The 14415-nt window shown below is 60.6% G+C and carries 14 protein-coding genes; 8 read left to right on the forward strand and 6 right to left on the reverse strand.

Annotation, left to right across the window (positions count from 1 at the left end):
• Window positions 1-43: 43 nt before the first annotated feature.
• From E1573_RS25165 to E1573_RS25185, 5 genes are all read left to right on the forward strand, one after another.
• Window positions 44-1045 carry a sulfate ABC transporter substrate-binding protein gene (locus E1573_RS25165; protein ID WP_133217252.1) on the forward strand — a complete coding sequence of 334 codons (1002 nt, stop codon included), beginning with the start codon at window positions 44-46 and terminating at the stop codon, window positions 1043-1045.
• Between the two features lie 128 nt (window positions 1046-1173).
• Window positions 1174-3210 (forward strand): mechanosensitive ion channel family protein, encoded by a 2037-nt coding sequence (locus tag E1573_RS25170; RefSeq protein WP_133217253.1) that lies wholly within the window; start codon window positions 1174-1176, stop codon window positions 3208-3210.
• A gap of 43 nt (window positions 3211-3253) precedes the next feature.
• Window positions 3254-3640: a DUF2946 domain-containing protein gene (locus E1573_RS25175; protein WP_133217254.1), complete on the forward strand. Its 387-nt coding sequence runs from the start codon at window positions 3254-3256 to the stop codon at window positions 3638-3640.
• A 99-nt stretch (window positions 3641-3739) separates the two neighbouring features.
• On the forward strand, window positions 3740-5908 hold the full coding sequence (locus tag E1573_RS25180) for a TonB-dependent siderophore receptor (protein ID WP_133217255.1): 2169 nt from the start codon (window positions 3740-3742) through the stop codon (window positions 5906-5908).
• Between the two features lie 10 nt (window positions 5909-5918).
• The gene (locus E1573_RS25185; RefSeq protein ID WP_133217256.1) at window positions 5919-7382 is read left to right on the forward strand and encodes a PepSY domain-containing protein; all 1464 of its coding nucleotides are present in this window, start codon (window positions 5919-5921) and stop codon (window positions 7380-7382) included.
• 92 nt (window positions 7383-7474) lie between these two features.
• On the opposite strand, the gene E1573_RS25190 is transcribed toward E1573_RS25185, so the two are convergent.
• Window positions 7475-8395 (reverse strand): class I SAM-dependent methyltransferase, encoded by a 921-nt coding sequence (locus E1573_RS25190; RefSeq protein WP_133217257.1) that lies wholly within the window; start codon window positions 8393-8395, stop codon window positions 7475-7477.
• 117 nt (window positions 8396-8512) lie between these two features.
• On the opposite strand from E1573_RS25190, the gene E1573_RS25195 reads away from it, so the two are divergent.
• Complete coding sequence (locus tag E1573_RS25195) at window positions 8513-9205, forward strand: alpha/beta hydrolase (RefSeq protein WP_133217258.1); 693 nt, start codon at window positions 8513-8515, stop codon at window positions 9203-9205.
• On the opposite strand, the gene E1573_RS25200 is transcribed toward E1573_RS25195, so the two are convergent.
• On the reverse strand, window positions 9192-10097 hold the full coding sequence (locus tag E1573_RS25200) for a DMT family transporter (RefSeq protein WP_133217259.1): 906 nt from the start codon (window positions 10095-10097) through the stop codon (window positions 9192-9194). The genes E1573_RS25195 and E1573_RS25200 overlap by 14 nt on opposite strands.
• A gap of 130 nt (window positions 10098-10227) precedes the next feature.
• Between E1573_RS25200 and E1573_RS25205 the strand changes: the two genes are divergently transcribed.
• Entirely contained in the window at window positions 10228-10665 is a 438-nt protein-coding gene (locus tag E1573_RS25205) for an Lrp/AsnC family transcriptional regulator (RefSeq protein ID WP_133217260.1), read from the forward strand.
• Between the two features lie 98 nt (window positions 10666-10763).
• Here the strand turns inward: E1573_RS25205 and E1573_RS25210 are convergent, their stop codons facing one another.
• The 3 genes from E1573_RS25210 to E1573_RS25220 form a co-directional block, all read right to left on the reverse strand.
• A complete protein-coding gene (locus E1573_RS25210) occupies window positions 10764-11426 on the reverse strand; it encodes a histidine phosphatase family protein (protein WP_133217261.1) in 663 nt (220 codons plus the stop codon).
• A gap of 210 nt (window positions 11427-11636) precedes the next feature.
• Window positions 11637-11975 (reverse strand): FKBP-type peptidyl-prolyl cis-trans isomerase, encoded by a 339-nt coding sequence (locus E1573_RS25215; protein ID WP_133217262.1) that lies wholly within the window; start codon window positions 11973-11975, stop codon window positions 11637-11639.
• A 46-nt stretch (window positions 11976-12021) separates the two neighbouring features.
• The gene (locus E1573_RS25220; RefSeq protein ID WP_133217263.1) at window positions 12022-12963 is read right to left on the reverse strand and encodes a DMT family transporter; all 942 of its coding nucleotides are present in this window, start codon (window positions 12961-12963) and stop codon (window positions 12022-12024) included.
• A 154-nt stretch (window positions 12964-13117) separates the two neighbouring features.
• Between E1573_RS25220 and E1573_RS25225 the strand changes: the two genes are divergently transcribed.
• A complete protein-coding gene (locus E1573_RS25225) occupies window positions 13118-14011 on the forward strand; it encodes a LysR substrate-binding domain-containing protein (RefSeq protein WP_133217264.1) in 894 nt (297 codons plus the stop codon).
• Here the strand turns inward: E1573_RS25225 and E1573_RS25230 are convergent.
• A complete protein-coding gene (locus tag E1573_RS25230) occupies window positions 14004-14411 on the reverse strand; it encodes a GFA family protein (RefSeq protein ID WP_133217265.1) in 408 nt (135 codons plus the stop codon). The two genes, E1573_RS25225 and E1573_RS25230, sit on opposite strands and share 8 nt — an antisense overlap.
• Between the last annotated feature and the right edge of the window lie 4 nt (window positions 14412-14415).

The raw sequence follows: 14415 nt of genomic DNA on the forward strand, positions 1-14415 counted from the left end.
CTGGCATAATGCTTTTAACGCTAATTCGAACAAGGAATGCGCAGTGAAAAAACTCTTTAGTGCCTCGCTTCTGGCCGCCGGCCTTGCTCTGGGCTCGTTGGCCCACGCCGCACCCGCCCCGCTGCTGAACGTCTCTTATGACGTGATGCGCGACTTCTACAAAGACTACAACGCCGCGTTCCAGAAACACTGGGAAGCCGAGCACAAAGAGAAAATCACCGTACAGATGTCGTTCGGCGGTTCGAGCAAGCAAGCTCGTTCGGTGATCGATGGCCTGCCGGCTGACGTCATCACCATGAACATGGCCACCGACATCAACGCCCTGGCCGACAACGGCAAACTGGTACCGGAAAACTGGGTAACCCGCCTGCCGAACAACAGTGCACCGTTCACCTCAGCCACCGTGTTCATCGTCCGCAAGGGTAACCCCAAAGCGCTCAAAGACTGGCCTGACCTGCTCAAAGATGGCGTCCAGGTCATCGTGCCGAACCCGAAAACCTCCGGTAACGGTCGCTACACCTACCTCTCGGCCTGGGGCTATGTGCTGAAAAACGGTGGTGACGAGAACAAGGCCAAGGACTTTGTCGGCAAGCTGTTCAAACAAGCGCCGGTACTCGATACCGGTGGCCGCGCCGCCACCACGACCTTCATGACCAACCAGATCGGTGACGTCCTGGTCACCTTCGAGAACGAAGCCGAGATGATTGCCCGTGAATTCGGCCGCGATCAGTTCGAAGTGATCTACCCAAGCGTTTCCGCTGAAGCCGAGCCACCGGTGAGCGTGGTCGATAAGGTGGTGGACAAGAAAGGCAGCCGTGCCACGGCTGAGGAATACCTGAAGTTCCTGTGGTCGCCAGAGGCCCAGGAAATTGCCGCCAACAACTACCTGCGCCCACGCGATCCTGCCGTGCTGGCCAAGTACACCGACCGTTTCCCGAAAGTGGATTTCCTCTCGGTGGAAAAAACCTTTGGCGACTGGCGCACCGTGCAGAAGACCCACTTCAATGACGGTGGCGTGTTCGACCAGATCTATACCGGGCAGTAACAGTCTCATCGCGGGGCAAGCCCGCTCCCACAGGTGCCTCTGTGGGAGCGGCTTGCCCCGCGATCGTTTCCCCCGCTCATCCGTTCATTGACTACCCTTTCCGTCATCCACGGCTCAAGGAGTATCCAGTGATCCGGTCCCTGTTCATCTTCCTGCTCGCCTGCCTGTTGAGCGTGCAACTGGCCAGCGCCGCCGCACTGGTGCCCACCGCCAAACCGGCTGAACCGGCAGAGCCTGTGGTTCAAGGCGGGCTGCTCGGTGCAATTGCCGATGGCCTGGACAATGTCAGTGGACAACTGGATGTCGATAATCACGTCATCGATAACTGGCGCCTGCGCGCCGATCGCGCCGCCGAAGAAGTCGATGAACTGGTCACTCACCATTCAGGCCTAACCCCCCTGCAGCTGTGGCGTGACTTCGCGTTACTGACCGTCACCTGGCTGTTGGCCTTTGCCGCACTCACCAACGCCGGCCGCCTGCTGGCACGCAAGAGCAACCACGCGCGCCTGCTGCGCGACCGGCCTCGGCCCCGGCAAGTCATCAAGTACCTGCTGGCCTATACCCTGCCCGCGCTGCTCAGTTTGATCGTGACCCTCTACGTCAGCCACTTCATGGCGCTCTCGGCCGGTCGCGCACTGGGCATGAGCCTGGCCTACGCCACCAGCAGTGGGATTTTCTCGACCTCAATCATTCTCTGCCTGATCACCCTGTTCGACGCTGGCCACAAACGCACGGCGGTGCGCATCATTCGCCAGGTAGCACCGCGCCCGCTGTTTATGATCGGCTTTCTGGCCGCCTGGAGCGATGCGCTGACCAGCCCGCAAATTGCCCGCTACCTGGGCGGCAATATCACCAGCAGTGTCGCCGCCCTGACCGGCTTGCTGGCCTCTGTGGCGTTTGCCGTCGTGGTGCTGAAACTGCGGCGGCCGGTGGCCCACCTGATTCGTAACCGCGCCCTGCGCGACCGCTTGCAGCACCATGCCTTGCAGGAAACCCTGCGGATTTTCTCAGCGATGTGGATTCTGCCGATCCTGATGATGATTCTGGTGTCGATCATCAACCTGATCGGTGCCGGCGAAGAAAGCCAGCGCGCCCTGCAAAAAGCCCTGCTGACCTCGATCCTGCTGATCGGTACCGTGTTTATCAGCACGGTGCTGCAGCGCATGTTCAAACATCAGGACGAAGAAGAGGCCAAGGCCCGTCTACGCCCTTACAAGGAGTTGTTGCGCAACCTCGCCCATGCCCTGCTGCGTATCGTCATCGCAGTGGCATTCATTGAACTGCTGGGGCGCATCTGGGGCTTCTCCGTGCTCGATTTTGCCCTGCGCAACAGCCTCGGCCGGGCGATCAGCGATTCGTTGAGCAGCATCGGCCTGATCCTGCTGGTGACCTGGCTGCTCTGGGTGGTGATCGACACGGCCATTCAGGAAGCACTCAAGCCCACCGTCGGGCGCCGGGCCGCACGCCAGCCCAGTACGCGGGTGCGCACCATCCTGCCGATGGTACGCAACGCAATCAAAGTCATGCTGGTGGTGATCTGCACCATCACCACCATGGCCAACCTGGGGATTAATGTCGCGCCGTTTCTGGCCGGTGCCGGGGTGGTTGGCTTGGCCATCGGCTTTGGTTCCCAGCAACTGGTGCAAGACGTCATCACCGGGTTGTTCATTCTCATCGAGGACACCATCGCCATCGGCGACTGGGTAGTGCTCGACTCCGGCCACGCCGGTACGGTCGAGAGCCTGACCATCCGCACCTTGCGCCTGCGTGACAGCAAAGGCTTCGTGCACTCGGTGCCGTTCGGCCAGATCAAGGCCGTCACCAATCAGTCCAGGCAGTTCGCCTATGCGTTTTTTTCCGTGCAGTTCAGTTATGAAACTGACGTCGACAGCGCCTTGCGCTTGATTCGTGAAGTGGGCCACTCGATCACTGAAGACCCCATGCTGCGCCACAGTTTGCAAGGCCCCTTGCAAGTGTTTGGCGTCGATAGCATGAACCTCAACGGCATTACCCTCACCGCACAATTTCGCACCACTTCCGGTGGGCAATACGCGGTCAACCGCGCCTTCAATGAACGGCTGAAAAAGCGCGTGGACCAAACCGACGATGTGAGCTTTGCTCAATACAATCCACCGCCTGCACGTCTGACAGACGGCAACGCGTGATGTGGCTTTCTAGCCTTTGGCCATCAATGATAAAGTCGCGACCATGAATCCATCCTCCGCCCACCGCCCGCTGATTGCCTGGACGCTCTATTTCTGCGTCCTGTTCAATCTGTTCGCCTGCGGTATCGGTCATGGGCAGATGATGGGGCTGAAACTCAATGGCCTGGGGGGTGCTTACTGCTCGGCCATGGGCAGCGCCGGGCCAACGCTGAAAAGCGACTTCAGCGACCAGTCGGTGTCCGGCTGGGACAGCATGCAAACCTGCCCGGTATGTGCCGCAGCCGTGGTGTGCCTGGGCCTGATGCTGGCCATCGGCTGGCTGCTGGCCGCCGCCCGCACCCGCCGTTACCACCGTGAACTGCGCAGCAAGGCACCACCACGCTATTGCTGGCCAGCCGCCAACCCCCGCGCCTCCCCTCTGCTGGCTTGATCCCTGCGGCAGCCTGCCCGGCTGCCGGTAACCGGCCATTGTGCTGCGCCTGCCCGCCAGGCGCGGCTGGCCGCTGGCTCAAATTCCAGAGTGTGATTCATGCCCTACTCCTATCGCCTTTCCGGTTGCGCGGCGCTGCTGTGTGCGCTGTCCTTGAATGCCTCGGCCGAAGCGCCGCTGACCCTGCCCGACACGCGTATCAGCGAACGCGCAGAATCCGACGATGGCGTGCTGCTCGACACGCCGTCGAATACCGGCTCACGCCTCGGCCTGACCCCGCGGGAAACCCCCGCTTCGGTGAATATCGTCAACCGCCAGCAAATCGAACAGCGCGGCGCGCAAAACACACAAGACATGCTCACCGGCGTGCCCGGCATGACCGCCGCCTCACCGCCCGGCTCGGCCGGTTCGGTAGCCTACCGGGGTTTTTCCGGGCCGCAGATCACTCAATTGTTCAACGGCATCAGCGTGCAATACGACTCGATTGCCGCACGGCCTGTAGACAGTTGGATCTATGACCGCGTCGAAGCCATCGGCGGGCCTTCGAGCTTTCTGTTCGGCGCAGGCGCGGTCGGCGGCTCGATCAACTACATCACCAAACTGGCCAGCCGCGACGAAAACTTCAACGAAGGCCGGATCAAGTACGGCTCCTACGACAGCAGCGAAACCTCATTCGGCTTCAACCACGCCCTCAACGACGGTGACGGTATTCGCAACTACGCCCGCCTCGACTTCAGCCATACCCACAGCAACGGCTATGTCGACCGCGAAGAACGCGATGCCTGGAGCGTGGCCTTCTCACTGCTGACCGACATCAACGACCAGCTTTCACACACCCTGGCGCTGGAGTACCAGAACGAAAGCGTCGACAGCCCGTATTGGGGCAGCCCGGTGCTCAATCCACTGGGTGGCGAAATGAAGGTCGATGAAAGCCGACGCTTTGAAAACTACAACGTCGAAGACGGACGGTACGAACAGCGCGTACGCTGGCTACGCTCGATCACCGAGTACCGTTTCAACGACGACACGTCACTGCGCAATACCCTCTACCACTACAACACCGAACGTAACTTCCGTAACCTCGAAACCTACGCCTATAACGCCGACAACAGCCAGGTCATCCGCTCCAACGCGCTGTTGCAGCGCCATGATCAGGAACTCAACGGCAACCGCCTGGAGCTGCTGCACCAGGGCACCTTGTTCGGCATGAACAGCCAGTGGTCGAGCGGCCTGGACTACAGCCACAACGTACAAATGAACTACCCGCGCTCGGTCAGCGGGCCGTTCGACAGCGTCGACCCGGCGCACTTCGACCCCGGGCATTTCTACGACCTCGACGGCATGGTGCCGGGCTACCAGAAAAACCGGCAGAACACTGTCGACACCTGGGCGGCATTCCTGGAAAACCGCCTGCAGCTCACCGAGCGCCTGTCGCTGCTGACGGGCCTGCGTTACGACCATATCGACCTGCAGGTGCATAACTACCGCACAGTCACCGCTAGCAACCCGCTGGAATTCAAACGCAACTACGAACCGACCACCGGGCGTATCGGCCTGGTCTATGAACTGACCCCGGCGGCCAACGTCTACGTGCAATACAGCACCGCCGCCGACCCACCTGCCGGCATCCTCACCACCGCGACCTTCGCCCAGGTGCGCGATTTTGACCTGAGTACCGGCAAGCAGGTTGAAGTGGGCAGCAAGTTCAACTTCCTTGACGGTCGCGGCGCTGCCACCGTTGCCGCATATCATATCGAACGCAAAAACCTCGCCACCGCTGACCCGAACAACCCCGGCTTCACCCAACCTGTGGGCAAGCAGTCGTCTCACGGTGTTGAACTGGCGGCGTCGCTGCGCGTCACCCCACAGCTGCTGGCCGAAGGCAACTTTGCTTACGTCGATGCGCAGTACGATGAGTTCAACGAAAACGTCGGCGGCACCAGCGTTTCACGCAAAGGCAATACACCAACCAACATCCCGGAACGGGTGGCCAACTTCTGGCTGACCTACGACATCGACCCCAATTGGCAGGTGGGCGCCGACAGCCGTTACGTGTCGTCGGTGTACGCCGATGCCGCCAACACCCGCCATGCGCCGTCGTACACGGTGTTTGGCGCCTTCGCCGGCTACAAGGTTGATAACGACACCAGCATCACCGCCCGGGTCCGCAACCTGACCGACGAAGTCTACGCCCGCTGGACCAGTTCGAGCATGCTCTACCTCGGCGCACCGCGAACCGTAGAGCTGGCCGTGCAGACGCGCTTCTAGGACACTGTCGATGAAACGCTACCTGTACCTCTGGCACCGCTGGCTGGGCATTGGCCTGTGCCTGTTCATGGCGCTGTGGTTTTTCTCGGGCGTGGTCATGTTGTACGTCGGCTACCCCAAGCTGACACCCCGTGAACACCTTGCGCACCTGCCAGCACTCGACCTGCAAGGCTGCTGTATCGATCTGGCGACGGCCTTGCACAATGCCGATGGCGAACGTGCGCCAGCCAGCATTCGCCTCAGTACGGTCGCCGGCGAACCACGCTACCTATTGAGTTATCCCGGCCGCAGCACAGTGGCCGTCGATGCACGCAGCGGCGAGCGCCTGGCCCCGATTGAGCATGAACAGGCCCTGGCCGCAGCCCGGCAGTACGATCCAACGGCCTTCGCGCAATACCGTGGTGCCGTGGAGGAAGACCTGTGGAGCCACTCCCGCGCCCTGGATGCAGAGCGTCCCCTGCACCGCGTACAGCTGGCAGACGCCGACGGCACGCTGTTGTATATCTCGGGACACAGCGGCGAAGTGGTGCGTGATGCCACGGCCCTGGAGCGTGGCTGGAACCTGGTCGGCGCCTGGTTGCACTGGCTGTATCCATTGCGTGGCATCGGCCTGGATGGCCTGTGGAGCAACCTGGTGATCTACCTGTCGCTGGCGGCTACCTTCATGGCCGTGCTGGGGGCGGTAATCGGTGTGTTGCGCTGGCGTTTCAAGGCGCCTTACCGCAGCGGCTCGCGCTCCCCCTATCGCGGGTTTGCACGGTGGCACCACATCGGTGGCTTGTTGTTTGGAGTATTGGCCATTACCTGGATCTTCAGTGGCCTGATGTCGATGAATCCGTGGCGGGTCTTCAACAGTTCGGTGCCACTGCCGGTAGCACCCTATCAAGGTGGACCGCTGCAGGCGCAAGCCTTTCCAATCTCCGCGCAGCAGGCATTGGCGCGGTTTGCCGATAACGGCCTGGTGGTCAGGGAGTTGGAGTGGCGGCTGATTGCCGGTGAGGGCTACCTCATCGGCCATGACCGCAGCGGTCGCACCCAAGTGCTGTCGATGACTGACGGGCAAGTGCGCAAGCGCTTGCCCCAGGCATTACTGGAACGCGCAGCACAAGCGGTGTGGCCACAAGGATCTGTACACACTGAACTGCTGCACACCTACGACTTTTACTACTACGCCCGGGATGAACACAGCATGCTCGGGCACCTGGAAAAGCCTTTGCCCGTGCTGCGCGTGCGCTTTGACGACCCCGCCGCGACCTGGTTGCACCTGGACCTGTACACCGGCGAGGTGTTGAGCTCGCTGGATCAGCCTAAACGCGTCTCCCGCTGGTTGTTCTCGCTGTTGCACAGTTGGGACTGGTTGCCCTTGCTGCAACGGCGACCATTGTGGGACGCCTGGATGATCGCGCTCAGTGTGGGCGGCCTGATCCTCAGCATCAGCGCTGCGGTGCTAGGCTGGCGACGTTTACGGAAATAACGGCGGTCACTTGTGGGAGCGGGCTTGCCCCGCGATTGCGACCTAACAGGCACACCGCTATCGCGGGGCAAGCCCGCTCCCACAGTACGGTGCTACCGGAACACCAGGGCTTTGAGCCCGCCTTCCGGGTCACTGTCGGGAAACTCCGGCGGGTTGGCCAGACGCTCGACAAAGGTCAACCCCGGTGCCTCTTCGGCCATGCCTTCAATCAGGAAGGCCGGGCCGATGGCCGGGTCATTGACGCACGCCAGCACCGTCCCGCCCGCCGTCAACAACTCAGGCAAGCGCCGCAGAATCTTGCGGTAATCCTGAGTCAGGACAAAGCTACCCTTCTGGAAGGTCGGCGGGTCGATGATGATCAAATCGTAAGGCCCGGATTTACGCACCTTGCCCCATGACTTGAACAGCTCATGGCCAAGGAAGCTCACACGCCCTAGGTCGTGGCCATTGAGCCGATGATTGTCGCGCCCACGGCTCAGGGCTGAACGCGCCATGTCGAGGTTAACCACCTGTTCGGCACCGCCGGCAATCGCAGCCAGCGAAAACCCGCAGGTGTACGCGAACAGGTTCAATACCCGTTTACCCGCCGCCTGCTCACGCACCCAACGCCGCCCATAGCGCATGTCGAGGAACAGGCCGGTGTTCTGCTTCAAGCCCAGATCAAGCTGATAGCGCAAGCCATCTTCATCGATCAGCCAGTGCTCACAGGGCTCGCCGAGCAACCACTGGCCGGGGCTGTCCGGCAGGTAACGATGCTGAATCAAGATGGCCTGGCCACTCCAGCAGGGTGTCTGGGCCAACGCCATCAACATCTGCTCCAGTTCCGTCAACTGACCGCTCGGCGGCTCGCGAAACAACGACACCAGCAGCACACCCTGCAGCCAGTCCACAGTAATCTGCTCAAGCCCAGGCCAGCAGCGCCCGCGACCATGGAACAAGCGACGGGTTTCGGTCGGTGCCGGGTCGAGGGACGCACGCAGGTGCTGGGCAAGGGTGTCGATCACAGAAGTCATGGGCAGGTTCAATCAGGGAAAGCCGACTATTGTAACCCGACCGCCCCACTTTGCTGCCTCAGCAATCACCTGCAGCATCTACACTGCAACTCCCACCCTCTATGCAGGACACCCTTTATGAGAGCGAAACCCACCATAGTTCTGGTCCACGGCTTCTGGGGCGGTGCCGCGCACTGGAGCCACGTCATTCTGGAGTTGTCACGCCTGGGCCACCGCAGTCTGCATGCGGTGGAAATGCCACTGACCTCGTTGGCCGATGATGCTGAACGTACGCGCAAGATGGTCGCCTCCATTGCCAACAACGTGTTGTTGGTCGGCCACTCGTATGGTGGCGCGGTCATTACCCAGATGGGCAATCAACCCAATGTCGTCGGTTTGGTCTACATCGCCGCCTTCGCCCCCGACGATGGCGAAAGCCCAGGCAGTATTACCGCACGGAACCCACCTGAGGCAGCCGCCAACCTGCAGCCTGACAACGACGGGTACCTGTGGATTAAACCGGAGCGAATGCACGAAAGCTTCTGCCAGGACCTGAGCAAAGACGAAGGCCTGATCATGAGTGTGACGCAGAAGGCGCCGCTGGCCAGCACCTTCGGCGACACCATCAGCAACCCGGCATGGAAGCACAAACCGAGCTGGTACCAGCTGTCGGGTCACGACCGGATGATCGCGCCGGCCAATCAGGAAATCATGGCGAAACGAATGAACCCCAGGGAAGTGCTGCGCCTTGAGGCCAGCCATGCTTCGCTGGCCTCAAGGGCCGCCGAAGTGGCAGCCCTGATCGACCGTGCGGCACTTAGTCTGACTTGAGCGCCGCAGCTTTTGCCGCAGGCTTGAACCACCAGCCTTGTTGCATCCCGGCGGCGGCCAGCAGGATCGCCGCCACCCCCAACCACTGCAGCGGCTCAAGGCGGTGGCCAAAGGCAACCCAGTCGACTGCGATTGCCGCAATCGGGTAGATGAACGACAACGCCCCAGTCAACGCGGTTGGCAGTTTCTGGATTGCACCGTACAGCAGCACATACATGACCCCGGTGTGCACGATCCCCAGTGTCACCAACGACGCCAGCGCACTGAGATCGGTGGGCAGGCCCGACGTATTGGCCCAGGGCGCCAGCAAGAGGATGCCGGTGCACACTTGAATCAGGGCGATCAGGTGCGGTGGCGTGCCACTCAGGCGCTTGATGATCAACGCCGCCACGGCGTACAGAAATGCCGCCCCCAGCGCCAGCGCAATCCCCAACAGGTAGTCAGTACCGCTACCGCTCTGGCTGCCATGGGCGCTGACAATGGCCAGCATCCCGACGAACGACACCGCCAGCCAGGCCATCTTTTGCAGGGTGATTTTCTCACCCAGAAACACCGCCGCCAGCCCCACCAGCATAAACGGCTGGACGTTGTACACCGCCGTGCCGATGGCAATCGACGCACGCGAATAGGAGGCGAACAACAGTACCCAGTTACCGACAATTGCCACGCCGCTGAGCACTGCCAGGGCGAAGGTGGTCAGGGTCAGGATACCGGGCTTGAGAAAGCCCATGACCAGGCAAATCAACAGCAAGGTGGCCGCGCCGAACACACAGCGCCAGAACACCACGTCCAGCACCGGTTGCCCGGAAACCAGCACAAACCAACCGATGGTCCCCGATATGAGCATCGCGGCAACCATCTCCAGCGAACCACGGCGTATTGAACTGTCCATCACTCACCTCCTTGACGATGGCTAAAGTATGCGAGCCTGCACCTGACCACTCCAGTGGATTACACAGGCTAAACTGACAATACACCTTTACTATCAAGGCGAATTTGGAAATTAGCCTAACGAGGCCTGCATGACCGACGACATCGACCAGCTATTGATAAAAGCGCTGATGGAAGACTCCCGCCGCTCACTCAAGGCCTTGGCGCAACTCAGCGGCCTGTCATCACCAAGCGTCAGCGAGCGTCTGCGCCGCCTGGAAGAACGCGGCGTGCTCAAAGGCTATACGGTGGAAATCGACCCGCGCTGTTTTGGCTATCAGCTGCAGGCCATCGTGCGCATCCGACCGTTGCCGGGCCAATTGCACGAGGTCGAACGGCAGATCATCGCCATCCCCGAATTCACCGAGTGCGACAAAGTCACCGGTGATGACTGCTTCATCGCCCGCCTGCATGTGCGCTCGATGGAGCAGCTCGACACCCTGCTGGACAAACTCAATGGCCATGCCGAAACCAACACCGCCATTGTCAAAAAAACCCCAGTCAAACGCCGTTTACCGCCAATGGCATAACACCACCGGTAGAAGCGGGCTTGCCCCGCGATTGCGGCGTGTCAGTCAAATCGCATCGCGGGGCAAGCCCGCTCCCACAGAGGCCGGATCCCACCTGATCAACTCGGGCAACTGTGCTCGCCGTTGTTCAGCCCTTGTTTGTAGTTCCGGCTAAGCAGGCTGGCCTTGCCGTCATGCCAGGTCAGGGTCAGCACGTACAGTGAGTCGAAATCCTCACCATCCCAGTCTTTGGTTATTTCCTGCTTTTTGCCCACCGCCTTGCCGGCCACAGTGTTGATCAACTCGGGCAGATAGCCATGGGACCAGGCGGTGTAGACGGTAGCGTTGCGGTATTTGTTTTGCAGCAGTTCATCGGCCAGTGCACCGGTATCGTTGGCACCAAAGTCGATGTTCACCGGCAAGCCCAGCTTGATCGCACTGGGGCTGATGGTCATCAGTGGGCGAATGTAGCTGTAGGCGTCGTCTTTGCTGCCCTCTTCAACATGGCGCGACGGGTTGGCGGCAAACACATAGTCGGCCTTGCCGAATTTTTCCGGGAGCAGCGTGGCGAGGTCCAGGGCGCGGTTGAGCCCTTGGCAATTGAGCTGGCCCAAGCCTTCACCAGGCTTTTCGGCATGGCGCAGGAACACCAGGGTCTGGGTGCCGTCCACGGGCTCGGCGCGGCTTTCAAGCGCCTCTGCGGCAAACAGCGTGACAACGCCGAGCAGCGCCAGTGAACAGCAGGCATGGCGGTGGCGTTTGAACAGGGTCAACAACTTCATGAAGCGGGCTCTTTACGGCGATAGGGATAAGGCATGCCCGCATGCGACACACCCGCGGCCGAGGCCGCGGGTCTTCCCTGTCTGTCGTACCTTCCGTGGCGCGGGCTATCTGAGAGTGCGCTGAGCCCGATTGGTTCGATCCCTGAGTGCTCTACCCTGAGCACGATTCACTGTAACCCTGTGATGTTGCCGAATTAAGACACGTGCAACTCAGTCATCGCGCGTGAGGACTTCCAGCAGCTCGATTTCGAAAGTCAGGTTCGAATGCGGCGTAATCGCACCCATGCTGCGCTCGCCATAGGCCAAGTGCGAGGGCACCACCAACTTACGCTTGCCACCGACTTTCATGCCCATCAGGCCCTGATCCCAGCCCTTGATCACCCGCCCGGTGCCAATCACGCACTGGAACGGCTTGCCCCGGTCATAAGACGAGTCGAATTTCGTGCCGTCGTCCAGCCAACCGGTGTACTGGGTAGTAATCAGCGCGCCCTTGACCGCCTCTTTGCCTTCACCCAGCTGGATATCGGTGATTTGCAGTTCGCTGCTCATGCTTGACCTCGTTGAAGCGTGAAAGGTGTTTCGAGCCAGCCTTTTCTCAAGAATGCACCGGTTTGGCAAGGCTTGCCTGCGGCGCGTGCTGGCGCATTGACCAGCACACCCCACCAATCACCAGGATGATCGCCGCAGCCTCCAGCAGCGTCGGCCCGCTTTGCCGCCATATAAAGGCATAGAGCAAGGCAAACAGTGTTTCAAACACTATCAATTGGCCACTCAAAGTTAACGGCATACGCTTGGAAGCCGCGTTCCACAACAGTGCCGCCAGCCACGAACCGAAAATGGCGCAACCCAGGCTGTACACCCAGAACAGCCCCCAACGCTCGGCCGAAGCATCCACCTGCAACTGTGCCGGCTGCCACAACGCGATGAACGCCAGCAATGCCAGGCTGAACACCCCGGTCATCACCCCGCACAGCACCGACCACTGATGGCTGTCGAAATGCCCGCATTGCTTGAGGTAACGGCTGTTGTTGACCGCATACCAAGTCCAGCACCCCAGCGCTGCTAGGGCGTACAGCACCCCGGCTACCTTGTCGCCCACTGCCCCTGGCTCCAGCGCAAAGGTCTGCAGATTGATGCACAGCATGCCGCTCAGAATCAGTAGCAACGGTGCCAGCAACTGCTTGAGTGCTACGCCGCCACTGTCATGGCGGCCATACAAGGTGATCGTCAGAGGCAATACGCCGACAATCAATGACGCCGGTGCCACACCCAGACGCTGAATGGCTGCCACCAGGCAAATGAAATACAGCAGGTTACCGACCAGCGCCAGGCGCCCCAGCATCCACACATCGGTCAGGGTCAGCTGCTTGAGCGCCTGACGCATCGGTACCGCGAGCATCAGGGTAACCACCCCGAACAACACAAAGCGTGCACAGCTGAGCAGTACCGGGCTGAACTCCGGCAACAACTGCGGCACCATCAGCACCAACCCCCACATCGCCCCGGCTACCCCGGCGTAGGCCACACCCAGTTTCACGTGCCCGCTCCTGTTCAAAGAAGAGCGCAGGCTACCCATTGGTCGGTGTCTGGACAAAAGATCATTCGGCATGCAGGCATTCCCCTATGGAATGCCTTTCAGCTTGAAAGCAACAACCCTATGATGCAGCCATTCCCCAGAAAGGATCACCCGCATGAGTCGTTTCAGCCGCCACTTGCCCCCACTGGACACCTTGATCGCCTTTGAGGCGGTGGTGCGCAACGGCAGCTTCACCCGTGCAGCCAGTGAGCTGTACCTGACCCAAAGCGCGGTGAGTAAACAGATCAAACTGCTCGAAGAACACCTTGGCGCCGTGCTCTTTGAACGCCGAGCCCGGGGCATTGCCCTGACGGCAGCCGGCGAAGGTTTCAACGCAATTGTCGAACCCATGCTAGAAAGCCTGCTGGCTAATGTATTGCGCCTGAAGGCTGGCCACAGCAGCCGCAATGTCAGCGTCATCTGCACCCACGCCGTAGCGCAATACTGGCTGTTCCCTCGCCTGCTGCGCTTCAACGAACAGCACCCCGAACTGACCGTGAACATTCATGCCAGTAACGAGATCAGTGAAAGTGACATCGCCCACTACGATTTCGGCATCCTCTACGGTCATGGCCGCTGGAGTTCGCTGTCGGCCGACAAGCTGTTCGACGAAACTATCTACCCAATCGCCAGCGTCAAGCGCAGCTTGCCTGTCGTCACTTCGCTGGAGGCATTGCAACGCCTGCCGCTGATTCAGCTGGATGCTTCAGCCTGGAACTGTCTCGACTGGCAGGATTGGTTCAGCCATCAGGGCTTGCGCTACCAGGCGCCCGCCGATGCAGTGACCTTCAATCAGGTCAACCTGGTATTTGAAGCCGTGCTGCAAGGGATGGGCGTCGGGCTTGGCTGGGAATTCATGGCCCGTGAGCGCATTGAGCAAGGCACAATTCGCCCGATATCGCCGTTTGTTGTGCACACCGGGCAAGCCGACTATCTGGTGCACGACAAACAAGCCCCCTGCTCTGCCGCAGCGCAGGTCTTCGCCGCCTGGCTGCTGGCGCTCAGTTGAACAGGGCTTCGACTTCGGCACGAGTCATGGTTGGCGTATCGTTGGCGAAGCAGTAATACGTTGGCTTTTCGTCGATGTACACCTGCAGGTCGAAGACCCAATCGGTATCCCCTTCCAGCACCCCCACCGACACCGAATCGAAGCTGCCGTCTTTCATGCGGTACAGCAGGTGCGTACCGCAGGTGCCACAGAAGCAGCGCTGCGCCCACGCGGAGGAGTCATACACCACCGGCTGCCCGGCAGTGAAAGTAACAGGCTCCGCGCAGTGCACAGAAAATAAAGGCCCGCCACCCCATTGGCGACACATGCTGCAATGGCAGGTGTTAACGCTGGCGTTATCCAGGCGGACGCTGAGTTTGACGGCGCCACACAGACAACTGCCGTGTTTTTCCAGGGACATGATC

The organism is Pseudomonas sp. H9 (genome assembly GCF_004353925.1).
GTDB lineage: Bacteria > Pseudomonadota > Gammaproteobacteria > Pseudomonadales > Pseudomonadaceae > Aquipseudomonas.